At 72.3% G+C, this 26,259-nt stretch carries 24 protein-coding genes, 2 pseudogenes and 1 riboswitch; of the genes and pseudogenes, 16 read left to right on the forward strand and 10 right to left on the reverse strand.

Annotation, left to right across the window (positions count from 1 at the left end):
* Positions 1 to 80 precede the first annotated feature (80 nt).
* Both ACJX2R_RS17990 and ACJX2R_RS17995 read left to right on the forward strand, forming a co-directional pair.
* Positions 81 to 1,091 carry an LLM class F420-dependent oxidoreductase gene (locus ACJX2R_RS17990; protein ID WP_413100959.1) on the forward strand — a complete coding sequence of 337 codons (1,011 nt, stop codon included), beginning with the start codon at positions 81 to 83 and terminating at the stop codon, positions 1,089 to 1,091.
* Between the two features lie 77 nt (positions 1,092 to 1,168).
* Complete coding sequence (locus ACJX2R_RS17995; RefSeq protein WP_043237004.1) at positions 1,169 to 1,462, forward strand: hypothetical protein; 294 nt, start codon at positions 1,169 to 1,171, stop codon at positions 1,460 to 1,462.
* A gap of 400 nt (positions 1,463 to 1,862) precedes the next feature.
* Here ACJX2R_RS17995 and ACJX2R_RS18000 read toward each other — a convergent pair whose 3' ends face one another.
* From ACJX2R_RS18000 to ACJX2R_RS18010, 3 genes are all read right to left on the reverse strand, one after another.
* Positions 1,863 to 2,975: a prenyltransferase gene (locus tag ACJX2R_RS18000; RefSeq protein WP_413100960.1), complete on the reverse strand. Its 1,113-nt coding sequence runs from the start codon at positions 2,973 to 2,975 to the stop codon at positions 1,863 to 1,865.
* Positions 2,972 to 3,706: a class I SAM-dependent methyltransferase gene (locus ACJX2R_RS18005; RefSeq protein ID WP_262703228.1), complete on the reverse strand. Its 735-nt coding sequence runs from the start codon at positions 3,704 to 3,706 to the stop codon at positions 2,972 to 2,974. The genes ACJX2R_RS18000 and ACJX2R_RS18005 overlap by 4 nt, the downstream gene beginning before the upstream one ends.
* A 94-nt stretch (positions 3,707 to 3,800) precedes the next feature.
* On the reverse strand, positions 3,801 to 5,144 hold the full coding sequence (locus tag ACJX2R_RS18010) for a glycosyltransferase family 4 protein (RefSeq protein WP_413100961.1): 1,344 nt from the start codon (positions 5,142 to 5,144) through the stop codon (positions 3,801 to 3,803).
* Between the two features lie 392 nt (positions 5,145 to 5,536).
* Here ACJX2R_RS18010 and ACJX2R_RS18015 point away from each other — a divergent pair, with 392 nt between their 5' ends.
* Together ACJX2R_RS18015 and ACJX2R_RS18020 are read left to right on the forward strand one after the other, a co-directional pair.
* Positions 5,537 to 6,151, forward strand: coding sequence for a TetR family transcriptional regulator (locus tag ACJX2R_RS18015; RefSeq protein WP_413100962.1), 615 nt, complete (start codon positions 5,537 to 5,539; stop codon positions 6,149 to 6,151).
* A gap of 201 nt (positions 6,152 to 6,352) precedes the next feature.
* The gene (locus tag ACJX2R_RS18020; protein WP_413105885.1) at positions 6,353 to 6,973 is read left to right on the forward strand and encodes a response regulator transcription factor; all 621 of its coding nucleotides are present in this window, start codon (positions 6,353 to 6,355) and stop codon (positions 6,971 to 6,973) included.
* Positions 6,974 to 7,021: 48 nt separating this feature from the next.
* Here ACJX2R_RS18020 and ACJX2R_RS18025 read toward each other — a convergent pair whose 3' ends face one another.
* Both ACJX2R_RS18025 and ACJX2R_RS18030 read right to left on the reverse strand, forming a co-directional pair.
* The gene (locus tag ACJX2R_RS18025) at positions 7,022 to 7,255 is read right to left on the reverse strand and encodes a ferredoxin (RefSeq protein ID WP_037947116.1); all 234 of its coding nucleotides are present in this window, start codon (positions 7,253 to 7,255) and stop codon (positions 7,022 to 7,024) included.
* Positions 7,255 to 8,721: an aldehyde dehydrogenase gene (locus tag ACJX2R_RS18030; RefSeq protein ID WP_262703225.1), complete on the reverse strand. Its 1,467-nt coding sequence runs from the start codon at positions 8,719 to 8,721 to the stop codon at positions 7,255 to 7,257. The genes ACJX2R_RS18025 and ACJX2R_RS18030 overlap by 1 nt, the downstream gene beginning before the upstream one ends.
* 132 nt (positions 8,722 to 8,853) lie before the next feature.
* Here ACJX2R_RS18030 and ACJX2R_RS18035 point away from each other — a divergent pair, with 132 nt between their 5' ends.
* The 8 genes and pseudogenes from ACJX2R_RS18035 to ACJX2R_RS18070 all read left to right on the forward strand — a co-directional run bounded on the left by ACJX2R_RS18035 (position 8,854) and on the right by ACJX2R_RS18070 (position 18,539).
* The gene (locus ACJX2R_RS18035) at positions 8,854 to 9,906 is read left to right on the forward strand and encodes an MBL fold metallo-hydrolase (protein WP_413100963.1); all 1,053 of its coding nucleotides are present in this window, start codon (positions 8,854 to 8,856) and stop codon (positions 9,904 to 9,906) included.
* A 111-nt stretch (positions 9,907 to 10,017) separates the two neighbouring features.
* On the forward strand, positions 10,018 to 11,544 hold the full coding sequence (locus tag ACJX2R_RS18040) for a cytochrome P450 (protein ID WP_413100964.1): 1,527 nt from the start codon (positions 10,018 to 10,020) through the stop codon (positions 11,542 to 11,544).
* A gap of 86 nt (positions 11,545 to 11,630) precedes the next feature.
* Complete coding sequence (locus ACJX2R_RS18045) at positions 11,631 to 12,170, forward strand: GNAT family N-acetyltransferase (protein WP_413100965.1); 540 nt, start codon at positions 11,631 to 11,633, stop codon at positions 12,168 to 12,170.
* A 56-nt stretch (positions 12,171 to 12,226) separates the two neighbouring features.
* Positions 12,227 to 12,301, forward strand: a riboswitch (cobalamin riboswitch).
* Positions 12,302 to 12,474: 173 nt separating this feature from the next.
* Positions 12,475 to 13,746 (forward strand): prenyltransferase/squalene oxidase repeat-containing protein, encoded by a 1,272-nt coding sequence (locus ACJX2R_RS18050; protein ID WP_413100966.1) that lies wholly within the window; start codon positions 12,475 to 12,477, stop codon positions 13,744 to 13,746.
* A complete protein-coding gene (locus tag ACJX2R_RS18055; RefSeq protein ID WP_413100967.1) occupies positions 13,743 to 14,486 on the forward strand; it encodes an SCO2322 family protein in 744 nt (247 codons plus the stop codon). The genes ACJX2R_RS18050 and ACJX2R_RS18055 overlap by 4 nt, the downstream gene beginning before the upstream one ends.
* Positions 14,483 to 15,650, forward strand: a pseudogene (locus ACJX2R_RS18060) (energy-coupling factor transporter transmembrane component T); the annotation flags it as partial. The gene ACJX2R_RS18055 and the pseudogene ACJX2R_RS18060, both read left to right, overlap by 4 nt.
* Before the next feature lie 406 nt (positions 15,651 to 16,056).
* Complete coding sequence (locus tag ACJX2R_RS18065) at positions 16,057 to 17,685, forward strand: ABC transporter ATP-binding protein (protein WP_413100968.1); 1,629 nt, start codon at positions 16,057 to 16,059, stop codon at positions 17,683 to 17,685.
* Complete coding sequence (locus ACJX2R_RS18070; RefSeq protein WP_413100969.1) at positions 17,682 to 18,539, forward strand: ECF transporter S component; 858 nt, start codon at positions 17,682 to 17,684, stop codon at positions 18,537 to 18,539. Before ACJX2R_RS18065 ends, ACJX2R_RS18070 begins: the two co-directional genes overlap by 4 nt.
* A 58-nt stretch (positions 18,540 to 18,597) precedes the next feature.
* Here the strand turns inward: ACJX2R_RS18070 and ACJX2R_RS18075 are convergent, their stop codons facing one another.
* Positions 18,598 to 19,164 (reverse strand): hypothetical protein, encoded by a 567-nt coding sequence (locus ACJX2R_RS18075; RefSeq protein ID WP_413100970.1) that lies wholly within the window; start codon positions 19,162 to 19,164, stop codon positions 18,598 to 18,600.
* A gap of 362 nt (positions 19,165 to 19,526) precedes the next feature.
* Between ACJX2R_RS18075 and ACJX2R_RS18080 the strand changes: the two genes are divergently transcribed.
* The gene (locus tag ACJX2R_RS18080; protein WP_413100971.1) at positions 19,527 to 20,708 is read left to right on the forward strand and encodes a UDP-N-acetylglucosamine--N-acetylmuramyl-(pentapeptide) pyrophosphoryl-undecaprenol N-acetylglucosamine transferase; all 1,182 of its coding nucleotides are present in this window, start codon (positions 19,527 to 19,529) and stop codon (positions 20,706 to 20,708) included.
* Between the two features lie 47 nt (positions 20,709 to 20,755).
* Here the strand turns inward: ACJX2R_RS18080 and ACJX2R_RS18085 are convergent, their stop codons facing one another.
* The 4 genes from ACJX2R_RS18085 to ACJX2R_RS18100 all read right to left on the reverse strand — a co-directional run bounded on the left by ACJX2R_RS18085 (position 20,756) and on the right by ACJX2R_RS18100 (position 22,491).
* Complete coding sequence (locus ACJX2R_RS18085; protein WP_262703217.1) at positions 20,756 to 21,244, reverse strand: hypothetical protein; 489 nt, start codon at positions 21,242 to 21,244, stop codon at positions 20,756 to 20,758.
* 93 nt (positions 21,245 to 21,337) lie between these two features.
* Positions 21,338 to 21,466: a hypothetical protein gene (locus ACJX2R_RS18090; RefSeq protein ID WP_413100972.1), complete on the reverse strand. Its 129-nt coding sequence runs from the start codon at positions 21,464 to 21,466 to the stop codon at positions 21,338 to 21,340.
* Between the two features lie 343 nt (positions 21,467 to 21,809).
* Entirely contained in the window at positions 21,810 to 21,992 is a 183-nt protein-coding gene (locus ACJX2R_RS18095) for a hypothetical protein (RefSeq protein WP_262703215.1), read from the reverse strand.
* A gap of 85 nt (positions 21,993 to 22,077) precedes the next feature.
* Positions 22,078 to 22,491 (reverse strand): ATP-binding protein, encoded by a 414-nt coding sequence (locus ACJX2R_RS18100; RefSeq protein WP_413100973.1) that lies wholly within the window; start codon positions 22,489 to 22,491, stop codon positions 22,078 to 22,080.
* A 459-nt stretch (positions 22,492 to 22,950) separates the two neighbouring features.
* Here ACJX2R_RS18100 and ACJX2R_RS18105 point away from each other — a divergent pair, with 459 nt between their 5' ends.
* The 3 genes and pseudogenes from ACJX2R_RS18105 to ACJX2R_RS18115 all read left to right on the forward strand — a co-directional run.
* Positions 22,951 to 23,943 (forward strand): hypothetical protein, encoded by a 993-nt coding sequence (locus ACJX2R_RS18105; RefSeq protein ID WP_317259599.1) that lies wholly within the window; start codon positions 22,951 to 22,953, stop codon positions 23,941 to 23,943.
* Positions 23,928 to 24,467, forward strand: coding sequence for a GNAT family N-acetyltransferase (locus ACJX2R_RS18110; protein ID WP_262703734.1), 540 nt, complete (start codon positions 23,928 to 23,930; stop codon positions 24,465 to 24,467). The genes ACJX2R_RS18105 and ACJX2R_RS18110 overlap by 16 nt, the downstream gene beginning before the upstream one ends.
* Before the next feature lie 118 nt (positions 24,468 to 24,585).
* Positions 24,586 to 26,142: pseudogene (locus ACJX2R_RS18115) on the forward strand (IS1182 family transposase); the annotation flags it as partial.
* Positions 26,143 to 26,259 lie beyond the last annotated feature (117 nt).

Raw genomic sequence — 26,259 nt, forward strand, 5'->3', positions numbered from 1 at the left:
CGTACAGTCCGGCCGGTGTGCGGCTGACGTGCCGTCAGCCGCCGTTCTCCACCCTGTCCGGCGGAACGAGGGGGCTTGACATGCGGCTCGGCCTGGCGCTCGGCTACTGGGGCCGCGGCCCCGACCCCCACCATCTGGAACTCGCCCGGGAGGCGGAGCGGCTGGGCTACCACTCGGTGTGGACCGCCGAGTCCTGGGGCTCGGACGCCTTCACCCCGCTCACCTGGCTCGCCGCCCACACCACCCGGATCGCGCTCGGCACGGCGGTGGCGCAGATGGCCGCCCGCACCCCCACCGCCACCGCGATGCAGGCGCTCACCCTGGACCATCTCTCCGGCGGCCGGATGATGCTGGGGCTGGGGCTGTCCGGGCCGCAGGTGGTCGAGGGCTGGTACGGGCGCCCGTTCCCCAAGAGCCCGCTGACGGCGACCCGGGAGTATGTCGAGGTCATCCGGCAGGTGCTGAACCGCGAGGCCCCGGTGCGGCTCGACGGGCGCTACCACCCGCACCCCTACGCCGGGCCGGACGCCACCGGCCTCGGCAAACCCCTCAAGCCCATCGTCCATCCGCTGCGCGCCGACCTCCCGGTGCTGCTCGGGGCGGAAGGGCCCAAGAACATCGCACAGACCGTGCGCATCGCCGACGGCTGGCTGCCGCTGTACTGGTCGCCGTCGCGGACGGAGCTCTACCAGGCGACACTGGCCGACGCCCGGGACGGCTTCATGGTGGCGCCGATGACACAGGTACGGGTGTGCGCCGATGTGGCGGAGGGGCTGAAGCCGGTCAAGGCGATGCTCGGCTTCTACATCGGCGGAATGGGCCACGCGGCCCGGAACTTCCACGCCGATCTGATGGCCCGCTTCGGCTACGAGGCCGAGGCGCGCCGGGTGCAGGAGCTGTTCCTGGCGGGGCGGCGCGCGGAGGCGATCGAGGCCGTGCCGGACGCCTTCGCCGATGAGATCTCGCTGGTCGGGCCGCGTGAGCGGATCGCGGAGCGGCTGGAGTTGTGGCGCAAGGGCCCGATCACGGATCTGCTGGCGCTGGCGCCGGACCTTGGGACGCTGCGGGTGCTGGCGGAGCTGGCGGGCTGAAACACGGACTGGAGCGTGTCGTATGGGTGTGCCGCGGGGCTGAGTTTGGCTCCGCGTCGCGGGGCAACCCGTGAGGTATGTCACGAAGTTATCGCCACGGAAGCAATCAGGCGGCGACCGTCGTGGCGGTCGTCGCGGACGTCATGGCCGTCATCCTCGGCCTCTGGATCCTGTTCGCCCTTCTCGATGCCAACCGCGCCAACGACCTCGTCACGGTGGTCCATGACGCGGCGAGCTGGCTCGCGAGCTGGTCCCATGACCTCTTCACGATGGACACGGACTGGCTCCGGACCGTCCTCAACTACGGCCTCCCGGCCGTGGTGTACCTCTTCATCGGCCACGCCATCGCGGGCCGACTCCGCCGCGGCTAGCGGGCACCTGCTGGGCCGTGCCGCCTGCGGCGGGCCACGCGGCGGAGCCGCATATCGATGCTTCCCCCTCCCCGCCCCTTCCCACAACTGGGGCTGAAGCCCCAGCCCCCGGGGCAGTGCCCCGACCTGCCACCGATCGCCCGCGGCGCCGTCGTGGCCGATCGCGCCCACGCGGCGGAGCCGCATATCGGCACAGCCCCGCGCCCCTTCGGGGCGCGTCCGACTTCCGCCGATGGCTCCGCCCCGAAGGGGCGCGGGGAACTGCGCGACCGGCCACGACGCCGTCGCGGGTGATCGACAGCGCACTGGACCCCGGGGGTCTGGGGCGTCAGCCCCAGTTTCGGGAAGGGGCGGGTAGGGGAACAGCCCGCCGCAGGCGCCGAGACCCGTCGGCTACGACCTAGGCGCAGCAGTCCGAGTCCAAGCCCCGCGGCAGGCGCTCACCGCCGAAGACGGCCGTCGTCGCCTCGTCACCACCCAGCGCCGCCACGGCGAGCAGCAGCGACCCCGCCGTCCAGGTCGTGCGCTCCTCCGGCCAGACCGCGTCGTCCTCGAAGACGTAGCCGGTCCAGTACATGCCGTCCTCGGCGCGCAGCGTCGGCTGGATCCACCGCAGGATGTCCACCGCGCGGTCGGACTCCCCCATCGCCCACAGCGCGAGCGCCAGTTCGCAGCTCTCGCCGCCGGTGACCCAGGGGTTGGGGGAGACACAGCGCACCCCGAGCCCGGGGACCACGAAGCGGTCCCAGCCCTCCTCGATGCGCTCCTTGGCGGCGGCGCCGGTGACCGCGCCGCCGAGGACCGGGTAGTACCAGTCCATCGAGTAGCGGTGCTTGTCCAGGAACCGCTCGGGGTGGTGGCGTATGGCATGGCCGAGCAGCCCGGCCGACAGCTCCCAGTCGGGCTGGGGCTCCTCGCGGTGTTCCGCGATGGCCAGGGCGCAGCGCAGCGCCTGGTAGACGGAGGAGGAGCCGGTCAGCAGGGCGTCGGGGTCCACGGTGCCGTCGGCGCGGTGCCGCCAGCCGATCTGGCCGCCGCTCTGCTGGAGCCCGAGCACGAACTCGACGGCGGCGAAGACGGTGGGCCAGCTCTGGTCGAGGAAGGCGTCGTCGCCCGTGGAGAGGTAGTGGTGCCAGGCGCCGACCGCCACGTAGGCGCAGAAGTTGGACTCCCGGCCGCGGTCGGTGGGGTCGGCGGCGGCCACGCCGTCCGGGGTGTCGGGGTAGGCCGCGTACCAGGAGCCGTCGGGGTTCTGGTGCCGGGCCAGCCAGCGGTAGGCGGCCGTGGCGCGCTCGTGCTCGCCCGCCGCGTCCAGCGCCATCGCGGATTCGATGTGGTCCCAGGGGTCGAGGTGGTGGCCGCGGAACCACGGTATGGCGCCGTCCGCGCGCTGGACGGCGGCGATGCCCTCGACCGTGCGCAGCACCTGCTCGGGGCTGAGCACCCCGGGCAGCGCGAGCCGTTCGGTGCGGGGGCCGGGGCGGGGGCCGGGGCGCGGTCCGAGGGCCGTCACGCCCGGTCCTCGCGCGGGGCGTGGGGCTTGGTCGCGTACGCCACGAAGCTCTTGCCGATGACGGGGTTCAGGGCGCGCTCGGCGAGCCGCGTGGCCAGCGGCTTCTTCATGATGTCCCACACCAGCAGCTGGTGGTACGCGCGCACCGGGAGCGCCTTGTCGTTGTCCACTCCGAAGGCGCACTTGAGCCACCAGTAGGGGCTGTGCAGCCCGTGGGCGTGGTGGGTGCCGTACGGCCGCAGTCCGGCCTCGCGCATCTTCTCCAGCAGCTCATCGGCGCGGTAGATGCGGATGTGGCCGCCCTCGACCTCGTGGTAGGCGTCCGACAGCGCCCAGCAGACCTTCTCGGGGCCGTAGCGGGGCACGGTGACGGCGATCCGGCCGCCGGGCCTGAGTACCCGCACCATCTCGGCGAGCACGCCCTTGTCGTCCGGTATGTGCTCCATCACCTCGGAGATGATGACCACGTCGAAGCTGTCGTCGGGGAAGGGCAGGGCGAGGGCGTCGCCCTCCATGGCGGTGGCGGTGGCGCCCGCCGGGGCCTCACCGGCCTCCTTCATGGCGGCGAACCACTTGGCCACCTCGCGTATCTCCTCGCCGTTGCGGTCGAGCGCCACGACCTGGGCGCCGCGCCGGTAGCACTCGAAGGCGTGCCGTCCGGCGCCACAGCCGAGGTCGAGGACGCGATCGCCGGGGGCGAGGGGGAAGCGGGAGAAATCGACGGTCAGCACGGGGGTCTGCTTTCGTCCGGCGGATTCGTGAGGCGGGAGAGGTCGGGGGCGGGAGGCGTCAGGGGGTCGGGAGAGACACGGGCGGAGCCGGGGCTCAGCGGCGGGCGGCGGCGGTCCGCGCCGAGGCGCCGATCGCCCGGCGGTACTGCTCGACGGTGCCGCGGGCGGCCTGTTCCCAGGTGAAGCGCCGCAGCACCCGTTCCCGCCCGGCCGCGCCCAGCCGCCGTCTGAGGTCGGCGTCGCCCAGCAGCCGGATCAGGGCCGCGGCGAGCGCGTCGGCGTCGCCGGGCGGTACGGCCAGACAGGTCTCGCCGTCGACCCCGGCGACCTCGGGTATGGCGCCGCCGGTGGTGGCGACCAGCGGGGTGCCGGTGGCCATGGCCTCGGCGGCGGGCAGCGAGAACCCCTCGTACAGCGAGGGAACGCAGGCGATCTGGGCGCCGCGCACCAGGTCCACCAGTTCGGCGTCGCTGATGCCCTTGACGAACTCGACGGCGCCCTCGAGCCCGTGGCGCGCCATGGTGGCGGCCACCGGCCCCTCCTCCGGCCGCTTGCCGACGACGACCAGATGCGCCCCGGGGTTCTCGGTGCGGACCTTGGCGAGCGCCTCGATCAGATACACCAGGCCCTTCAGCGGTACGTCCGCGCTGGAGGTGGTGACGATGCGGCCGGGGACCTCCGGGACGGCGGGGTCGGGCGAGAACAGGCCGGTGTCCGCGCCGATGTGCACCACATGGATCCGGTCCGGGCGCACCCCGAGGTCGTCCGCGATCTCCCGGCGGGAGGAACCGGAGACGGTGAGCACCGAGGGCAGCCGCCGGGCCACCCGCTTCTGCATCCGGGTGAAGCCGTACCAGCGGCGTACGGAGAACCGGCGCTTCCAGCCGGCGGCGGCGTCCAGCTCCAGCCGGCGGTCGACGGTGATCGGGTGGTGGATGGTGGTCACCAGCGGGAAGCCGAGCTTCTCCAGGCCCAGCAGCCCGTAGCCCAGGGTCTGGTTGTCGTGGACGACGTCGAACTGGCCGGGGCGCGCGGCGAGATGGCGGCGGGCGCGCAGGCTGAAGGTGAGCGGCTCGGGGAAGCCGCCGGTCCACATGGTGGAGACCTCCAGGGCGTCGATCCAGTCCCGGTACTCGTCCCGCCGGGGGGTGCGGAACGGGTCGGGCTGGCGGTAGAGGTCCAGGCTGGGCAGCTCGGTGAGGGTGACGCCCTCCTCGGTGTCGAGCACCGGGTACGGCTGGGCGCCGATGACCTCGACGGTGTGGCCGAGCCGGGCGAGTTCGCGGGAGAGGTGGCGCACATAGACGCCCTGGCCCCCGCAGAACGGATTCCCCTTGTAGCTGAGCAGCGCGATGCGCAGCGGCCGTTCCCCGGCGGCGGTGGGGGGTGCTGCTCGAAGCGGGTCGGCCCCGGTCTCCTGCGCGGCCTCTGCGGTCACTCGCGCCCCCTCCTTGGTGCAGTTCAGCGGGAGCGTATCCGCTTCCGTTTATCTAGAACAAGTTTCACTAACGCATCCCCTGAGGAGTCACGAAGATACCTGCCCCGGGCGACCTCTCCAGGACCGGGGCAGGTGATCCCTACCACTCGGTAGCCGGGGCCTGAGGAGAAGTTGACGACGGAGGTGCGCACCGCGCGCGGCCCCGCCGACGCGACCCCGGCCCGCCGCTCGACAGCAACCTGCCTCAACTGCGCGGACACGGGCGCTTCGGGGAGGACCCGCGCTAGCCTAGAACGAGTTCCAGTGACTCGCAGGCCCGGGACGGTCCTGTCATCATGCACGATGTCCGCTTGTCGCCGACCCGCAGACGCAACACATTCGAAGTGGGACAAATGACCGCAGAAGTCAAGCCGGCCGCCCTCCAGCTGACCGAGCGGCAGGAGGCGCGCCGCCGGCGCATCCTGCACGCGAGCGCCCGGCTGGCCAGCCGGGGCGGCTTCGACGCGGTCCAGATGCGCGAGGTCGCGGAGAACTCCGGAGTGGCGCTCGGCACCCTCTACCGCTACTTCCCCTCCAAGGTCCATCTGCTGGTCGCCACGATGCAGGATCAGCTCCAGCACATGCACGAGACGCTGCGCAAGCGGCCGCCGACCGAGGAGGAACCGGCCGCCCGGGTCGCCCAGACGCTGATGCGCGCCTTCCGCGCACTCCAGCGCGAACCCCATCTGGCCGACGCGATGGTGCGCGCGCTCACCTTCGCCGACCGGTCGGTCAGCCCGGAGGTGGACACGGTCTCCCGGCTCACCACCGCGATCATCCTCGATGCGATGGGCCTGGACGAGGCCCCGACCGCCGAGCAGCTCTCGGCGGTCCGCGTCATCGAGCACACCTGGCATTCGGCGCTGATCACCTGGCTCTCGGGACGTGCCTCGATCGCCCAGGTGAAGATCGACATCGAGACCGTCTGCCGTCTGATCGACCTCACCGCTCCCACCTCGGCCCGATAGCCGGACGGACGGTACATCAGGGGCGCGCACGCCAATTCCTGCGCCCCTTCGAGCTTCTGGAAAGAGTTTGTGCGCCCTCGCGCCCCCCATTGGCTCAAATTCCGCGTTCACGCCCTACCCAATCCCGGTATTCATGAACGGCGCGCGACAGAGCGACAACGGCGCGCGACGAGAGAAGGCATCGTGGGGGTGGAGAAGTTCGTGATCCGATTACTTCTGGTACACGAGTCAGGATTGCTGCGGTCGGCCCTGGCATCCGTCATAGGGGCCGAACCAGACATCGAGGCGGCCGGGTGCTCCTGGCCCGACGCGCGTAGCAGAGCCCGTTCCTTACGGCCGCAGGTGTGCGTGGTGGACACGGACAGCCCGGCGGCCGACAAGGCGGCGCGGAAGGGCGAGTGGGGGAAGTTCGTGGCGTCCGCCTCCGGGGAGGGCGGGGACTGCGGCCTGCTGGTGCTGGTCAACTCGGAGCGGCCGGGCCCGCTGCGCCGCGCGCATGAGGCCCGGGCGCTCGGCTATGTCGACAAGGACGCCCCGCCACAGCGGCTGATCGAGGCCATCCGGCAGGTGGCGAAGAAGGAGCGGTACGTGGACGACGCGCTCGGCTACGGCTTCCTCCAGGCGGCCAAGATCCCGCTGACCGAGCGGGAGTTGGGCGTGCTGTCGCTGGCCGCCGACGGCGCCTCCATACCGGAGATCGCCCGCACGCTGCATCTGTCCACCGGGACGATCCGCAACTACCTGGCCGCGATCACCCGGAAGACCGGGGCGCGCAACCGCGTGGACGCCATACGGATATCGCAGTGCGAGGGCTGGGTCTGACTACCGCGGTACGAGGGCCGCTGAGCCGGCGGGCGGCGGCCAGGAGAGCTATTCGTCGGGGGGAAAGACCTGTTCACCGGTTTCCGACAGCCGGATGGCGATCGCCTCGACCGGGCAGCCCTCGGCCGCCGCCAGCACCGCCTCGGAAGCGTCGGCCTCCGTCTCGACCGGATGCGACTGCCGCGCCCCGTCGAGCCGGAAGCCGCCGGGGGCGGTGCTCACGCACATCCCCGAGCCGATGCACACGCCGCGGTCCACCTCGATCCGCCAGCGGTCCCCCATCAGCTCGGCTCCCCGTCCCACCCCTGGGGCAGGTGGATCATCTTGTGCTCCAGGTACGCGGAGAACCCCTCCGGGCCGAACTCCCTGCCCAGACCCGAGTTCTTGTAGCCGCCGAACGGCCCGAGCATGTCGAGGCTGAAGGTGTTGACCGAGTAGGTGCCGGTGCGGACGCGCCGTGCGAAGTCGATGCCGTGCCCGACGTCCGCCGTCCAGACGGAGCCGGACAGCCCGTAGTCGGAGTCATTGGCGATCCGGGCCGCCTCCTCCTCGTCCCCGTACGGCAGCAGACAGATCACCGGGCCGAAGATCTCCTCACGGGCGATCCGCATATCGTTGCCGACGTCGCCGAAGAGCGTGGGCTCCACGTACCAGCCGGTCTGCTGGGCCTCCGGACGGCCGCCGCCGGTCAGCACCTTGGCGCCCTCCCGCTGGCCCAGCGCGATGTAGTCCAGCGAACGGCGCTGCTGCCGCCGCGCCACCAGCGGCCCGACCTGGGTGGCCGGATCCAGCGGGTCGCCGACGACCAGGGCGGAGGCAGCGGCCGCGAACCGCTCGGCGATCTCGTCGTAGTGAGCGCGCGGCGCGAGGATCCGGGTCTGGGCCACACACGCCTGTCCGTTGTTCATCCAGGCGTTGGGCACGATCCCGGCGACGGCCGCGTCCAGGTCCGCGTCCGGCAGGATCACCGCGGCCGACTTGCCGCCCAGTTCCAGCGTGACCCGGGTCAACTGGCGCGAGGCCACCTCCATCACCCGCTTGCCGGCCGCGACCGAGCCGGTGAACGACACCTTGTCCACGCCCGGGTGGCCGACCAGGTACTCGCTGACCTCGCGGTCGGCCGGAAGGATCGACAGCACCCCCTCGGGCAGCCCCGCCTCGGCCGCGATCTCCGCCAGGATGTAGGAGTCCAGCGGCGTCTCGGGGGACGGTTTGAGGATCACCGAGCACCCCGCGAGCAGCGCGGGCGCCAGCTTCGCGGCCGCCACGAACTGCGGTACGTTCCACGGCACCACGGCCGCGACCACCCCGACCGGCTCCCGCCGCACCAGCAGCGGGCCGAGCACCCCGGCCCGCCGCTCCTCGTAGACGAAGTCGCGGGCCACGGTGATGGCGGCGTCCCACACCATCATCGCGCCGAGCGCCTGGGCGAGGACGCTCCAGGAGTACGGGGAGCCGTTCTGCGCGCTGATGACCCGGGCGATCTCCTCATGGCGTACGGCGATGGCGTCCTTGATCCGGGTGACCACCGCGATCCGCTCGTCCAGGCTGGTCCGGGCCCAGGGGCCCTCGTCGAACGCCGTCCGCGCCGCCGTGACGGCCCGGTCCACATCGGCGCGCGAGGCGTGTGGCACCCGGCCGATGATCTGCTCGGTGTGCGGCGAGACGACCTCGATGGTGTCCTCGCCCGCCGGATCGGCCAGCGCGCCGCCGATGAAGAGCTGCCCGTGCTCGATGAGGTCGTTCATCGCTGATGCCTTCCGGCCGATGACTGAGGGTGATCCCCGCCAATGGAGGCGGCCAATATCTGACGCTGCATCAGAACTGATACCAGTTCTAGCTATAGTGGGCAATGCTTGTGTCGAGGAGAGGGGGAGCCGATGGCGCAGGTGACGCGGGTGACCGACCATGGCGGCGGAGTGTGGAGCATCCCGGTCCCGATCCCCGACAACCCGCTCGGGCACACCCTGGTCCACCTCCTCGACACCGACCGCGGCCCCGTCCTGATCGACACCGGCTGGGACGACCCCACGGCCTGGGACACCCTCACCGCCGGGCTCGCCGCGTGCGGCGCCTCCGTCTCCGATGTCCACGGCGTCCTCGTCACCCATCACCACCCCGACCACCACGGGCTGTCCGGCCAGGTGCGGGAGGCGTCCGGGGCGTGGATCGCCATGCACACCGCCGACGCCCAGATCGTCCGGCGCACCCGGGAGGCCGAGCCCTCCCGCTGGCTGGACTACCTGGAGGAGAAGCTCGCCGCGGCCGGGGCGCCCGAGGAGCATCTGGCCCCGCTGCGCGCCACCCGCGCGTCCGGCCGTACGCGCCTCCCGGGGCAGCGGGCCGCGCTCCCCGACCGCGAGATCGTCCCCGGTGAACTCCTCGATCTGGCGGGCCGGCGGCTGCGCGCCATCTGGACCCCCGGCCACACCCCCGGCCATGTCTGCCTCCACCTCGAAGAGGCCCATCCGGCGGCCGGTGAGGGCCCGTCCGGCCATGGGCGCCTGTTCTCCGGGGACCATCTGCTGCCCGAGATCACCCCCCATATCGGGCTCTACGAGGACCCCGACGACATGACGGTCACCGATCCGCTCGGCGACTACCTCGACTCCCTCGAACGCGTCGCCGCCCTCACCCCCGCCGAGGTGCTCCCCGCCCATCAGTACGCCTTCACCGACGCCCCGGCGCGGGTGCGGGCGCTGCTGGACCACCACGAGGAGCGGCTGGCCGGGCTGCTGGCGCTGCTCACCACCCCGCTCACCCCGTGGCGGCTGGCCGAGGCCATGGAGTGGAACCGCCCGTGGGAGCAGATCCCCTTCGGCTCCCGCAATATCGCGGTCTCGGAAGCGGAGGCGCATCTGCGCCGGCTGGTGAAGCTGGGCAGGGCGGAAGCGGTGCCGGGGAGCAATCCGGTGATGTACCAAGCGATTTGAGTGACGTATGGGGTGCCCGTCCGACGAACCGGAAGCTAGCCTTACCCGGCCCGGCGCACACCGCCGCACACAGCCGCGCCCCCCGTAACAGCCGTATCAGCAGGAGCATGCGTGACGAGCCCCACCCGCGATTCCGACCCGATACCAGGACCCACGGCCGACCCGACACCGCCCCCGGGCTGCCCCGCCCACTCCAGCCGGGCCCCGGCCGGGTACGGGCTCGAGTCGCTGCACGGCCCCGAGTTCGCCGCCGACCCGTCCGCCACCTACGCCCGCCTGCGGGAACACGGACGCATCGCGCCCGTGGAGCTGGCCCCCGGCGTCCCCGTCTCGCTCGTCACCAGCTATCAGACCGCGCTGGACATCCTGCGCGGCCCCGAGACGTTCTCCAAGGACGCGCGCCACTGGCAGGCGCTCACCGACGGCACCATCCCCATGGACAACCCCGTGGTGCCGATGATGATGTACCGGCCGAACGCGCTGTGCAGCGACGGCGAGGAGCACCACCGGCTGCGCTCGGCGATCTCCGACACCCTCGACCGCCTGGACATCCACGCGCTGCGCCGCTACGTGGAGCGGAGCGCCGACTTCCTTATCGACCTCTTCGGCCCCAAGGGCGAGGCCGATCTGCTCAAGGAGTACTCCGCCCGGCTCCCCCTGCTGGTCTTCAACCAGCTCTTCGGCTGCCCGCCCGAGCTGAGCGACAAGCTGGTGCGGGCGCTCTCGGCGCTCTTCGACATCACCGAGGACTCCGAGCAGGCCAACGCGCTCCTCGCGGAGACCCTTTTCCAGCTCATCGCCCTCAAGCGGGAGAACCCGGGCCCGGACATGACGTCCTGGCTGATCGCCCACCCCGCCGAGCTCACCGACGAGGAGCTGATCCACCAGATCGTCGTCCTCGTCGGCGCGGGCACCCAGCCCCAGCAGAACCTGATCTGCAACGGGCTGCTGCTCCTGCTGTCGGACGAACGGTTCCGGGGCGATCTCGCGGGCGGCACCATGCTGATCGAGGACGCGCTCAACGAGGTCCTGTGGAAGGACCCGCCGCTGGCCAACTTCTGCGTCCACTACCCGCGCCATGACGTCACGGTCGACGGACACCGGCTGTCCAAGGGCGACCCCGTCGTCATCAGCCTCGCGGCCGCCAACAACGACCCGTATCTGCTGTCGAACCGGCGCGGCAACCGGGCCCATCTGGCGTGGAGCGCGGGCCCCCACACCTGCCCCGCGAAGGACCCGGCCCAGCTGATCGCCTCCGTCGCCATCGAGAAGCTGCTCGACCGCCTGCCCGATCTCGAACTCGCCGTTCCCGCCGAGCGGTTGGAGTGGCGGCCCGGCCCCTTCCACCGGGCCCTGGCCGCGCTGCCGGTGCGCTTTCCGCGGACCGCCGCCAAGTCCGATGAGGCGCTGGCCGAGATGGCGGCGGCGGCCACCGCGGCCATCTCGGGAGCCGTGGGCAGGACGCCCACGGTCACCCGCGCGGACACCCCGGACGACGACGGCCCCGGCGGGACCACGCCCTCGCCGGACACCGCGACCGCCACCACGGAGCCGCAGCCGGAGCCCGAATCCGGCGCCGAACACGAGGCCCGGCGCCGCTGGTGGAAGTCCCTGGCCCAGTGGTGGCGCCGCGGGTAGCGGACGGCCGCCGGGAGCGCGGGCCGGGCGGGGGCACGGCGCTATCGGATTGCCGGGTGCTGCCCGGCCGCGTAGCGTCGCGGCGCATGACCCCGACGCTGCGCACCGCGCGCCTGCTGCTCGAGCCGTACCGGCCCGAGGACGAGGACGCCTTCGTGGCGCTGTTCCAGGACCGGCGGGTGTGCCGCTGGCTGGGGGACGGCAGACTCGCCCCGGAGGCCGAGGACCGGGCGCTGTTCGGGCGGATCCTCACCAAGGTCTACGCCCGGCGGCTGTTCGACGTATGGGCCGTCCGCGAGGACGGCCGGTACGTCGGCCACGCCGAGATCAAGCCGACCGAGGCCGTCGGCGGCCACGAGATCGTCTACGCGCTGGCGCCGGAGGCGTGGGGGCGCGGTCTGGGGACCGAGCTGGTCGAGGCGGTCGTCGGCCACGGCTTCGGCGCGCTCGGGCTGAGTGAGGTGCACGCCACGGTCATGGCGGCCAACGAGGCGTCGATGGCCCTGCTCACCCGGCTCGGCTTCGCGCACCGCCGTGATATCGAGGAGGAGGACGGCACGACGACGCGCTGTCTCGCGGTCGTCCGGGACGCAGGCCGTCGATCGGCCCCATCCGTGGGCGGCTGAAGGCGCCCGACAAGTCGGCGGATAAGCTGTCCGTAAACTTCATACGCGTCCGATCGGGGGAAGCCGGTGCGATTCCGGCGCTGACCCGCAACCGTGAGCGCGTCCCGCGGGGCGTGCGAGCCGGAACACCCGGGCGGGCGCGACGACGCAGGCTCCCGCCGCCGGACGACCGGTGGCGGCACCGTCGAGGTATGCGGAGCTGAGCCGGGTGCCAGGCGTGCCGCGGAGGGTTCCGCGTGCGGCGCGGCTGGACGGCCGTGCGCGGCTGCGTGCGCCCGTCCACCGACCGAGAGGCACCACAGCCATGAACATTCGCCGCAGCGTGGCGGCTCTTTCCCTCTGCGCCGCACTGGGCGCGGCCGCCGCGCCTGCCGCCGTGGCCGACGACGGCCCGGCCGGGCGTGCCAAGGGGCTCTACGGCGCCAAGGACCCGAAGTTCGACGGGGTGTGGCGGCAGTCGCTGGCGCTGCTCGCCCAGGACGCGGTGGGCGTCACCCCGGCGAAGTCGGCCATCGACTGGCTGGCCGGGCAGAGTTGCGCGGACGGCGGCTTCGCGGCGTACCGCGCGGACACCTCCAAGGCGTGCGACCCGAAGAAGGGCGAGTTCACGGACGCGACGGCGGCGGCGGTCCAGGCGCTGGCCGCGGTGGGCGGGCGCTCCGGCACCGTGGAGAAGGGCATCGGCTGGCTGAAGCGCCACCAGAACGAGGACGGCGGCTGGGGCATGAACCCGGGCGGCCCGAGCGACGCCAACTCCACCGCGGCGGCGGTCGGCGCCTTCGCCGCCACCGGCCAGGACCCGGCGAAGGTGACGTCGGCCCCGGGCAAGGGCGGCAAGACCCCGTACGACGCACTGCTCGGCCTCCAGCTGGACTGCTCGGCGAAGGCGGCGGAGCGCGGGGCGTTCGCGTATACGGCCGCCAAGGGCAAGCCCGTCGCCAATGAGCTGGCCACCGCGAGCGCCGCGCTGGCCGCGCGGGGCAAGGGCTTCGTCTTCGAGACCGTCGGCAAGGACAGCGGCGCCGGGCCGAAGCCGCTGCGCTGCGCGGGCGGAAAGGGCGGAGCCGGTTCGCCCGAGGACGCCGCCGAGGCCGCCCTGGCCCATCTCTCCCGCGTCATGTCCGACAGCGGTACGCATCTGAAGTCCGCGATGCCCGGCGCCAAGGACCAGCCCGACTTCGGCGGTACGGCCGACGCCGTGATCGCGCTCGCCGCCGGGGAACACAGCGCGGCCGCGAGCAAGCCCCTCCAGTGGCTTCAGAGCAAGGACAGCGGCGCGGCGGCCTGGGCCAAGGGCGACCCCGGCGCCCTCGCCAAACTGGTCCTCGCGGCCCACGCGGCCGGTGCCAACCCCCGTGACTTCGGCGGCACCGACCTCGTACAGCGGCTGAACGCCACCGGCCCGAAGCCCGAGGCGGCGGCCCCGGGCGCGGAGTCGGACGGAAGCGGTAAGAGCGAGAAGAAGGACGACGGCGGCGGCGGGGTCGGCGGCGTCTGGTGGACGGTCGGCGTCTGCGCGGTCGCCGGTATGGGCATCGGCTTCCTCCTGAGCGGCCGGAAGAGGCGGCAGCTTTGACCCCACGCAGGTATGCGGCCCCGACCCGCCCCCGGGCGGCTTGGGTCCCGCGCATCCACGCGGCCCGGCTGTCGCTGCCCGTCGTCGCCCCGCTCTCCGCCCTGTTCGCGATACTCGGCCTGTTCGCGATGCTCGGCGCGGCGCCCGCGCAGGCCGCCGACGGGTATCGCTACTGGTCGTTCTGGCAGCGGGGCGGGGGCGGCGGCAGTTGGAGCTATGCCACGCAGGGGCCCTCCTCCGCGCGGCCCGGTGATGGCGACATGATCGGCTTCCGTTACGCGGTCAGCGAGGACTCGGACGACGCCACCCGGCCGCGCGGCATGGCCGACTTCGCCGCCGTCTGCGCCGACACCCCGGCCACGGACGGCACCAAACGGGTCGCGGTGGTCATCGACTTCGGTACGGCCACCGACGCACCCGACCGCCGGACGCCGCCCGCACCCCGTACCGAGTGCGCACGGGTCGGGAAGGACGCGTCCGCCGGGGATGCGCTCGCCGCCGTCGCGAAGCCGCTGCGCTACAACTCCACGGCGCTGCTGTGCGCCATCTCCGGCTATCCGGAGACGGGCTGCGGGGACAAGGTGGACACCTCCGTGGACGCCCACGCCGCTCCCAAGGGCGACGGCGGCAAGGCGGACGACGGCGGCTCGGGCCCCTCGGCGGGGCTGATCGGCGGGCTCGCCGCCGTCGTGCTGCTGGGCGCCGCGGCGGTCTGGCAGGCGCGCCGCCGTCGCGTATGAGCACACGGAAGACCGCCATGGCAGCGCGCACCACGCCCGAGGCCACCGCCCCGCGCCACCGCGGCGCCGGGTTCCGCGTCCGGCCAACCGGCAGTACCCCGCGCGGCGGAAGCGCCCTGCACGCCGGGGCCTGGTGGCTGTGGGCGCTCGGGCTGGCCACGGCCGCGTCCCGGACCACCAACCCGCTGCTGCTCGGGCTGCTCATCGCGGTCGCGGGCTATGTGGTGGCCGTGCGCCGCACGGACGCGCCATGGGCCCGCTCGTACACGGCGTTCCTCAAGCTGGGTCTCGTGGTGCTGGCCATCCGGCTGTTCTTCGCGGTCTTCTTCGGTTCGCCGATCCCCGGGACGCGGGTGCTCTTCACGCTCCCCGAAGTCCCGCTGCCCCACTGGGCGCAGGGGGTGCGCGTCGGCGGCCGGGTGTCGGCCGAGGGGTTGGTGTTCGCGCTGTACGACGGGTTGCGGCTGGCCACCCTGCTGATCTGCGTCGGCGCCGCGAACGCCCTCGCCAGCCCGGCACGGCTGCTCAAGTCGCTGCCCGGCGCGCTCTATGAGGCCGGGGTCGCGGTCGTGGTGGCGATGACCTTCGCACCCCATCTGGTGGCGGACGTGACTCGGCTGCGCTCGGCCCGTAGGCTGCGCGGCCGCCCCGACCGCGGGGTGAAGGCACTGCTCCAGGTCGGGCTGCCGGTGCTGGAGGGCGCGCTGGAACGCTCGGTGGCCCTGGCGGCGGCGATGGACGCACGCGGCTACGGCCGCACCGCCCAGGTCCCGCCCGCCGTCGCCCGTACCACCACCGCGCTGACGCTGGGCGGGCTGCTCGGCGTCTGCTGCGGTACGTACGGCCTGCTCGCGGCCGAGGGCGCGGGCTACGGACTGCCGCTGCTGCTGGCCGGACTGGCCGCCGCGCTCGGCGGTCTGTGGCTGGGCGGCCGCCGCTCGGTGCGCAGCCGCTACCGCCCGGACCGCTGGGGCGTACGGGCGTGGCTGGTGGCGGGGTCGGGAGCGGCGGTCGCGGCACTGATGATCCGGGCCGCCTCCTACTCCCCCGAGGCCCTTCAGCCATCGGTCGTCCCACTCATTGCCCCGACCCTGCCGCTGTGGCCCGCGGCGGCGGTGCTCCTGGGCCTGCTCCCGGCCGTCGCGTCCCCGGCACCGGCACCGGCACCAGCCCGCGAACCGGCCCCGCCGGACAAGGCTCCCGCCAAACCGGCCCACGCCCGGGACCGGCAGCGCCCGGAATCCCCCGGCCCCGACACCCGGTCCCCGGCCAAGCGGCACCCGCGACCCGACGACGCGGCCACGGATCCGCCCCCGGACACCGCGCCCGCACCGGTACCGCCCCCAGCCACGAACCGCGAACCGGCCCCGCCGGAAGACGCCCCCACCGAACCGGACCGCGCCCGGGACCGGCGACGCCCCGAGCCCCCGTACCCCGGCGCCCGGCCCGCCACCGAGCCGCACCCGCGGCCCGACGACGCGGCCCCCGACAACCACCCCACCCCCGAAACCCCGCCCCGCGCCGAAGGCGATGCGCGAGCCGAGGCGGGGCCCGAGGAGGGCAGTACGCAGTGATCCGCTTTGAGCAGGTGTCGGTCCACTACGACGGTGCGGCGCGGCCCGCCCTCGCGGGGGTGGATCTGACCGTCCCCGAGGGCGAGCTGTGTCTGCTCGTGGGCCCGTCCGGGGTCGGCAAGTCGACACTCCTCGGGGCCGTCTCCGGTCTCGTACCGCATTTCACCGGTGGCACCCTGCGCGGCCGCGTCACCGTCGCGGGCCGGGACACCCGCACCTACAAGCCGCGCGAACTCGCCGACGTCGTCGGCACCGTGGGCCAGGATCCGCTCGCGCACTTCGTCACCGACACCGTCGAGGACGAGTTGGCGTACGGCATGGAGTCGCTCGGCACCGCCCCGGACACCATGCGCCGCCGGGTCGAGGAGACGCTTGACCTGCTGGGCCTCGCCGAGCTGCGGGACCGTCCCATCGCCACGCTCTCCGGCGGGCAGCGGCAGCGCGTGGCGATCGGCTCGGTGCTCACCACCCACCCCCGCGTCCTGGTCCTCGACGAGCCGACCTCGGCGCTGGACCCCGCCGCGGCGGAGGAAGTGCTGGCCGTGTTGCAGCGGCTGGTGCACGACCTGGGCACCACGGTCCTGATGGCCGAACACCGCCTCGAGCGCGTGGCGCAGTACGCGGACCAGATGATCCTGCTCTCCTCCCCCGGCGCCGCCCCGCTGACCGGCGCACCGGCCGAGCTGCTGCCGGTGTCGCCCGTCCAGCCGCCCGTGGTGGCACTGGGCGGCCTCGCGGGGTGGCCGGCGCCGGTGCCGCTGTCCGTACGGGACGCCCGCCGCAAGGCGGGGCCGCTGCGGGAACGGCTCGCGCCGCTCACCCCGCGGCCGGTGGCCGATCCGCCGCCGGGCGGCCCGGTGGGCGAGGTCGCGCGGCTGTCCGTACGGCACGGCCGGGTGGAGGCGCTGCGCGGGGTGGACCTGACGGTGCGGCCGGGCGAGACGGTGGCGCTGATGGGACGCAACGGGGCGGGCAAGTCCACGCTTCTGGCGAGCCTGGTCGGGCTGCACGAACCCGCCTCGGGCTCGGTGCGGGTCGGCCCGGACCGGGTCGTACCGCACCGCACCCGCCCCGCCCGGCTCCTGCGCCAGGTGGGCCTCGTACCACAGGAGCCGCGCGACCTGCTCTACGCGGACACGGTCGCCGCCGAGTGCGCGGCGGCCGACCAGGACGCGGGCGCCGCGCCCGGCACCTGCCGTGAGCTGGTCGGCCGGCTGCTGCCGGAGGTGGCGGACACCGCCCATCCGCGCGACCTTTCGGAAGGACAGCGGCTGGCGCTCGCCCTGTCCGTCATCCTCACCGCCCGGCCGCCCCTGCTGCTGCTCGACGAGCCCACCCGCGGGCTCGACTACGCGGCGAAGGCGCGCCTGGTGGAGGTGGTACGCGGGCTGGCCGCGGACGGCCACGCGACCGTACTGGCCACCCACGATGTGGAGCTCGCGGCCGAACTCGCCCACCGCGTCGTCATCCTGGCCGAGGGCGAGGTGGTCGCGGACGGCCCCACGGCGGAGGTGGTGGTCTCCTCCCCCGCCTTCGCCCCACAGGTGGCCAAGGTGCTGGCCCCACTGCCGTGGCTGACGGTGCCGCAGGTACGCGAGGCACTGGCCCTGGAGGAAGCCCCATGAGCCGGACCGCGCCGAGCGGACCCCACCGGGCAGCGCGGGAAAGCGGCGGCGGGACGAAGGCCATACGCCTCGGCCCGCGCTCGGTGGCGGCGCTCGCGCTCGTCTCCGCGATCGGTGTCGTCGCCTTCGGCTGGCCGCTGTTCGCCCCGGGCGACTCGGGGATCACCACCCACGCCGCCGACGCGCCCTGGCTGTTCGCCGCGCTGCTCCCGCTCCTGCTGGCCGTCGTCGTGGCGACCATCGCGGACACCGGCCTGGACGCCAAGGCCGTCGCGATGCTCGGGGTGCTGGCGGCGGCCGGGGCGGCCCTGCGTCCGCTGGGCGCGGGGACGGCCGGGATCGAGCCGATGTTCTTCCTGATGGTGCTCTCGGGACGGGTGCTGGGCCCCGGTTTCGGCTTCGTCCTCGGCGCGGTGTCGATGTTCGCGTCCGCGCTGCTCACGGGCGGGGTGGGCCCGTGGATGCCGTTCCAGATGCTGGCGATGGGGTGGGTGGCGATGGGCGCGGGGCTGCTCCCCGGCGCCGCCCGGCCGCCCGGCCGGGCGGAGTCGCTGCTGCTCGCGGGGTACGGGGCGGTGGCGTCCGTGGCCTACGGAACGGTCATGAACCTCCAGGGCTGGACCCTGATGCAGGGCATGGCCTCGGGCATCTCCTACGTCCCCGGCGACCCACTCGGCGAGAACCTCGCCCGCTTCGTGGCGTACTGCCTGGCCACCTCGCTGGGCTGGGACCTGCCGCGCGCCCTGGTCACGATGGTGCTCACCCTCACCCTCGGCGGACCGGTGCTGCGAGCGCTGCGCCGCGCCACCCGCCGCGCGGCGTTCGAGGCGCCGGTGGCCTTCGAGGACGGGTAACGGGCGGGCCCGGCGCGTTGTCCGCACCGGGCCCTCGATCACTCCTGCTGGTGGGGCGTCAGCTCTGGTGGAAGACGCTGGCGTCCCACTGGGCAACCCACCTGCCGTCACCGAACCCCAGGTTGGCCGTGCACTTATAGGTGTCACCGTCGCAGTTCAGGGCGGTCACCGGCACCGGCGCCGCGGCCTCCCGCGGAGCCTTGACCGTCTTCGCCGACGCGGTGGGCACGGCATTGGCCACCGCCTGGTGGAACACATTGGCGTTCCACTGGGCGACCCACCTGCCGTCACCGAACTGAAGCCCGGCGGTGCACTTGTAGGTGTCCCCGTCACAGGTGAGGGTCGTGACCGGAACCGGGGCCGCGGCGCCGCGCGGCGCGTCCGCCGACCGGGCGGCCCGCTGTTGGCTCGCCGCGCTCTGGTGGAATACGTTCACATTCCACTGCGCGACCCACCTTCCGTCACCGAACCGCAGGCCGGCCGTGCATGTGTAGGTATCGCCGTCGCAATTGAGGCTGGTCACGGGGACGGGCGCGGCGTTGGCCGCCGGGGCGACCGCCGTGGCGGCCAGTGCCAGGGCTCCCAGCCCCAGGAACGTACCGGTGAGCATTCGGCGAGCTGACATGTCGTCGCTTCCCTTCGACTCCGGCCACACAAGGTGCAATTGATGGCAAAACCATCTCAAGTGGCCAATCCGATGACATCCCAGAGATTAGCTGCCCTTCCATACTTTTCATCTGCTCGTACTACATGAACTCATATGCGACATAGCCCCCGTGACGGCGAGGGCGGTCACCCGTGGATTGACGATTCCAGGCATACGAAAACGGCGGCGCCCCAAGGGGCACCGCCGAAAAATCGTTACCGCCGAAATCCAACCCTAGGATTCCGGTCGATCAGCGCTCGCCCATAGCCACACTCTCGCCGATGGCGGGGCGCGGCTGGAATCGTCCTCCGGGCTGCGGACGGGCCAGTAGGGTGCGCGGGGTGAACGAACCTGCTTCCCGTCTCCCGAGCACCTTCCGCCTCATCGTCACGGGGGGAGGCACCGGCGGCCACACGTACCCCGCGCTCACCGCGGTCCGGGCGTTGCAGGCCCGGCTGGCGGCCGAGGGCCGCGCGCTCGATGTCCTCTGGATCGGCACGCCTGACGGACTGGAGGCCCGCGTCGCCCCGGCCGAGGGCATCGCCTTCAAGACGGTCGCGACGGGCAAGATCCGCCGGTCCGCGAACCCGCTCAAGATGATCAGCCCGGCGAATGTCAAGGACATGGCACGGGTGCCGCTCGGTGTCGCTCAGGCCCGCAAGATCGTGTCGAACTTCCGGCCGGATGTCGTCCTCGCGACCGGCGGGTACGTCGCCGTCCCGGCCGGTCTGGCGGCACGGATGTGCAAGCGTCCACTGGTGCTCCATGAGCAGACCGTGCGGCTCGGGCTGGCGAACCGGAAGCTGGCCGGGTCGGCGGCGCGCATCGCCGTGTCGTCGGAGTCGACGCTCCCGCTCCTCCCGGAGGCCGTACGGCCCGCGGCCGTCGTCACGGGGAACCCGATCCGGCCGGAGGTCCTGACCGGGCACGCCGATAAGGCAGTCGCCGCCCTCGGGCTGGTCGGCTTCGACCGTGGGCTCCCGACGCTGTACGTCACCGGCGGCGCGCAGGGCGCGCAACAGATCAACAGCGTAATCCGGGACGCGCTCCCGTGGCTGCTGGAGCGCGCGAACGTAGTGCACCAGTGCGGGCCGGCGAACGTCGAGGCCCTGCATGCGAGCGCATCGGCGCTCCCGCCGTATCTCGCGGGGCGGTACTACCTCACCGGGTTCGTCGGCCCGGAGCTGCCCGACGTCCTAGCGCTCGCCGACGTCGTGGTATCCCGCAGCGGCGCCGGCACTCTGGCGGAGCTCACCGCCCTCGGCAAGCCTGCCGTGTTCGTGCCGCTCGCCTCCTCGGCGGGAAACGAGCAGGCGCACAACGCCCAGCACCTCGAGGACGCCGGCGCCGCAGTCGCGCTCACCGGGGAGATCACCGCAGCGCGGTTGCAGGAGGCGCTTGGGCCACTGCTCACCGACCCGGCGCGGCGCGTGGGGATGGCGGAAGCGGCCCGGGCACACGGACGGCCGGACGCGGCGGACAGGCTCGTGGACGTGCTCCTGTCCGTCGCGGCCAGCGGCTGACCGGCCGGGCCGGGGCATGATGTGCCCGTCCAGGCGCTCGGAACCCGTCAGCGCATCGGGCAGGGGATTGTCGGGCGGATGCGGTTCGCAGTGCATGCGACGACCTGGACCGAGGCGAATCCGGTACCCCGCAAGTACCACCCACCGACGACATCGCCGCCCCAGCCGAGCCGGTCATCCGCTGCCGCGAACCACTCGGCCTGCCGGGCCGAGTTCTTGTCGTGGTCGGTGAGGAAGGACGGGCTTAAGTCGCTGACCTGGTCTCTGTACCAGGCGGAGGCTTTGTCGGGTGCCTCGAAGGTGCCCTTGATCATTCTGGCCGGGCGGAGCAGCCAGTGAGGTACCTCCAGCGGCGGTACCTCGCTCGCCATGAAGGCAGGACTGGCCGCCGCGATCTGTTTCCACTCCTGGGGCGAGATATCCCGCACGACGAGGTGCGGCGGCCGCCGGGCGGACTCGTCGTCGTACGTGCGGCGCTCTCCGGTCCAGCGGTAACAGTGCCAGTGAGCCGGCATGACCGGGGGCGGAGCCGTCATCTGGGATACCTCCTGGTAATGGGAGCGGCCCGCCCCAGGCCGGGTGGATCTGTCCAGGGCAGGCCGCCGCTTATCTATGGCGCTTGACGCTGGTTACCTCGCGTACTGGCGGCCGTCGTCCGAGTCGCCGGGCGTCCCGCCGCTCGGCGACGGGGCGTTCGTGTCCGGCATGGTGTTGCCGTCTTCCGGGTCCTGGCGGACGACGGCGTGTTGTAATCGCATGGGGTCTCCTGTGAGTTCACTCGCGCAGGGGTGTCCCCGCGCGATTGCGCGGTGCTCGTCCCGGCCACTGGCCTGCAAGCGGGAGGCCGGGGCGAGCTTTCCTGAATGGGGACTCCGACCTTGCGATCCCCAAATCGGGGCCGGAGTCCTTGCCCTGCGGCGGCTACGCCTGGGCCGCGCCTACCGCAGGGGGCTTGGAGGGCGGGCCGCTGGGGCCGTGGTCCGGTACGGGGGCCCGGACCACCAGCGACCCACCCGGCTTATGGGATGGGGGCGACCGCGAAGCAGAGCCAGACCGCGAGCAGCCCGGCCCGCGTAGCGGTCGACCGCCCACGGTGCTGCCTCATGCGCCCTCCGCCGACCGGGCCAGCCGTGCTGCCGTCTCGTAGGCGCTGAGGAGTTGCTCGCCGGTCTCGCATACGGCGCCGGGCGTCCAGCAGGCCGGGCAGCCCGCAGCGTGCTCGATAGCCGTCCGCCACGCCTCCTCAGCGTCCAAGGCGACATCGGTCCGCTCGCCGCCCGCCATCAGTAGCGCGCCTGCGGCCTGGCCCAGAACGCCGCGTTGGAGCCACGCGGGCGGCCATGCTGCGGGCAGTCGACGCTGCGGGTGATCAATCGCACTTCATCTCACCCCAGACCTGCTTGCCCCAGCGGTATCGGTCCGTCCCCCATCGGTCCGTGAGGGCATCGACCAACAGCAGCCCCCGGCCTCGGGTGTTGTCGCCGTTGGAGTCCGTCCGCATGTAGGGAACGTTGCGCGAGCGGTCCACAACGCCGAAGCGGACTAACTTCTCGGTGGGCCGGGTGACGACGACCCGGATGGATTCCAGTCGGGCGTGGTCGACGGCGTTGGAGACCAGCTCCGTGATGACCGTCTCGGCGTCCTCGATCAGGTCCTCCAGGTGCCAGGCCGCCAGGGCGGTGCGTACGAGCTTGCGGGCGATGGCGGCGCTCTCCGGCCCCCGGGGGAGCGTCTGGGAGTACCCGGGGTGCCCCGTAGGGCGGGACTCGACAGTCACAGTCATCAGGACCTCGGATGGGTGTGTGAACCGCTCGCCGGGTTTCCCCGGGAGCGGCGGGTTCCTTGGCCAAGTCAACGACCCGCTCCGCTCCGATTGGAGGAAAAGTCCGCTGGATGTACATCCGGGCCGACCGGAAATTTCTGTGCGATCCCTGCTAACCGAGGGGGACTCGGTCACTACCGTGGGTATGTGGAGGAGAACGAGCGCCTCGGCAGCGCCGTGCGGAAGCGCGCCTTCAAGCAGCACGAGTTAGCCGACGCGGTGAACACTCAGTTGATCAACAACGGGTACGAGGGCACAGTCAGCGACCGGACAGTCCGCAACTGGCTGACTGGAAAAACGAGATGGCCCCACCCCCGGCAGCGCGAGGCACTAGAGGCAGTATTCGGACAGACCGCCGAGGAGCTGGGCTTCCGCCCACCGGCGAGACGACGACGATCCTCGACTCCTCCGGAGGACCCTGTGGACCGTAGGAACTTCCTCACAGGCGCGACCGGTACGACGGCGTCGGTGGTCGTCCCCTTCGTCGGTGCGCCTCCGAAGGTGGGCACGTCCGACGTCATCCGGCTCCGCTCGGGCCTGGACGCCCTGATGGCTCTGGACGACACCCGGGGAGGCCACGAGAGCCTGGAACGAGCGGCGCTCGCCGGAGCCGAAGACGCACTGGCCAAGCAGAAACTCTCCGCTACCCAACGCATCCGCCAGAGGCTCTTCTCGGTGGCCGCCGACTACACTGCCACGGCCGCCTGGAGCGCCCTGGACGCCCGGCAGGGAGACCGTGCTCAGGCCCTCCTCGGCCGCGCCCTGTACCTCGCCGGGATGGGCCGGGACCCTATCGTGGAGATGAGGGTCTGGAACTCGTACGCCATGCTCGCGCACCAGCGTGGCGAGCACGCCGAGGCGGTGGACTCCGGCCTCGCCGCCCAGACCACGGCCATCACGAAGCGAGACCCCTTCTTCGCCTCCCTGGCCCACGCCCGGACGGCTGTTGGCCACTCCCACCGCGGCGACCGGCAGGCCGCCCTGCGGTCCCTGGGGCACGCTCAGGACGCCCTGGGGAAGGCGTCGCTAGACGATCCCCGGCCGAGTTGGATCGCATTCTACGGCCAGGCCGAGCTGACCGCGATGACCGCCATCGTCCGGGACCGGATCGGCGACTCGGCAAAGGCCGAGGCGGCCTCACACAAGGCCCTGGCCTCCATACCCGAGCAGTTCCGCAGGAACAGGGCTCTGGCCACCACACGACTCGCCTTGGCCCAGATCCACCAGCGGGACATCGACCAGGCGTGCTCCACGGCCTCCATCATCTTCGAGCTGATGGCCGACTCGCCCATCCCGGGCCGGATGCGGTCCCTTCTCGGCGACTTCTACCGGGACTTGATCACCCTTGCGCCGGACGCGGCGGTCGCCCGAGAGTGGGGGGACCGCTTCCGAACCGAATGGAGCCGAGCTTGAACGCGCCCGAGCTGGTGGTCCGCCGCTTCACGCACAAGGACCTCCCGCAGATTCGCCAGGCCCTGATCGGCATCCACAGGGACGCGTACGCGGACGCGATGGATGACGAGTTCAACCAGCGCTTCCCCTGGTTCGTGGACCACTGGGGCGGTCACCCGGAGTTTTCCTGCATCATCGCGTTCGACGGCGACGAAGCGGTGGGCTTCGCCTACGGCGCCCCGGCCAACCCCGGTCGTGAGTGGTGGCGCGAACATCTTGACCCGGTCCCGGAGAAGAGCCGCACGTTCTCCTTCTCCGAGATGGCCGTCCGTACGAAGTGGCGCAAGAAGGGACTGGCCGAGTGGCTGACCCGCGCGCTGATGGAGGAGCGGGACGAAGACCTCGTGGTCCTGCTCGCCGACACGAAGCACCCCCGGGTCCAGGCCCTGTACGAGGACTGGGGCTTCCGGAAGGTCGGGGAGCGTCAGCCCTTCCCGGACTCCCCGGTCTACGCCGTCATGCTCGCCGAGTTGCCCCTGTCCTGACCCCGAAGACTCTGTTGCTGAATTGGCGGCAGGGGTGCGGGGCAGTTCGGCATGATCGTCGGTGCGGTCGTCCTGTCTGCCCTGACCGCAGGGGGTTGGTGTGGTGTCCATGCGGCCGATGGGGTTGCCGCCCGTTCCTGAACAGACCGCGAGGACGGCCCGCGCCGCTTTCCCTGGCGGCAGCCTGCCTATGCGCCTGCGTGATCACCTTGGCGAGGTGTTCAACGACGCGTTGTTCGCCGATGCGTTTCCCGGCCGTGGGGCTCCCGCCCAGTCCCCTGCCGTGCTCGCTCTGGTGACGGTGCTGCAGTTCACCGAGAACCTCACCGACCGGCAGGCTGCGGACGCGTCGCGGGACCGTCTGTCATGGAAGTACGCGCTGGGCACGGAGCTGTCCGATGCCGGCTTCGACTTCTCCGCGCTGTCGAAGTTCCGTGCCCGGCTGGTCGGGCACTGCCGTGAAGCCGGGCTGATCAAGGCCGGTGGCAAACAGCGCACCGACTCCACCCACGTGATCAGGGCGGTCCGCGACCTGAACCGCACCGAACTGGCAGGGGAGAGCGTGCGGGCCGCTCTGGAGGCTCTGGCCGTCGCGGCGCCGTCCTGGCTGGCCGGGGTGATCGACGTCGCCGAGTTCGCCGAACGCTACGGGCCGCGCATCGAGGGCTGGACGATGCCGCGCTCGAAGACCAAGCGGGACCGGCTCGCGCAGGTCTTCGGCCAGGACGCGCTGGCCTTGTGCCGGGCCGCCTGGTCCGACACCGCCCCGGTGTGGGTCCGCGAGATCGAGGCGGTGGCCCTGTTGCGGCAGGTACTGGTGCAGAACTTCACCATCCGTGCCGATGCCCGGGGACGGGAGGTGATCAAGAAGCGGGACGCAGACGACGAGGGCGTCCCGCCCGGCCATATCCGCCTGGCCTCCCCCTACGACCCCGATGCCCGCTGGTCGGCCAAGGGCGACGAGGTGTTCTGGACGGGCTACAAGGTCCACCTCACCGAGACCTGCGACATTCAAGCCGAAGCCGAAGTCGGCGTGCCGCGACTGATCACCGATGTGCACACCACCACGGCGACGGTTCCCGACGTCAAGACCACCGTGCCCATCCAGCAGAACCTGGCCGAGCGGCAGGTCGCCCCGGGCGAGCACTACCTCGACTCCGGATACCCCTCCGTCGACCTGGTCGTGGAAGCGGCAGGCCGGGGCATCAGCATGGTCACTCCGCTATTGGTCGACCACTCGCCCCAGGCCAAGGCCGCCGAGGGCTTCGACAAGAGCGCGTTCCGCATCGACTGGAAGGCCCGTCAGGTCCGCTGCCCCCAGGGCGCCACCAGTGCCGGCTGGTACCCGGTCACCCGGCACGGCCGCGACGCCATCGTGATCGACTTCGCCCGCGCCGACTGCCGTCCCTGCCCCTCCCGGACCGCATGCACCACCTCCGTCCGCGGCACCCGCATGCTCACCCTGCGGCCGCGTGAACTCCACGAACGCACCACCGCGGCCCGCGCCGAGCAGCACACCAAGTCCTGGAGAACCAAGTACGCCCTCCGCGCGGGCATCGAGGGAACCGTCAACCAGGCCCTCGACGTCACCGGCATCCGCCGGGCCCGCTACCGCGGCCTGCCGAAAGTCACCCTCCAGCACGCCTTCTCCGCAACGGCCCTCAACATCGTCAGACTCGACGCCTGGTGGACCACCGACCCACTACGCAAGCCCAGCACCAGCCGACTCGAGCGCCTCCAGCTGCCAGCTCGCTGGCTGAGGCGTTCCAGCCGGGTGGAGCGGGGTTTGCTT

The sequence above is a fragment of the Streptomyces sp. Inha503 genome (genome assembly GCF_047215865.1).
Taxonomy (GTDB): Bacteria; Actinomycetota; Actinomycetes; order Streptomycetales; family Streptomycetaceae; genus Streptomyces; species Streptomyces lycopersici.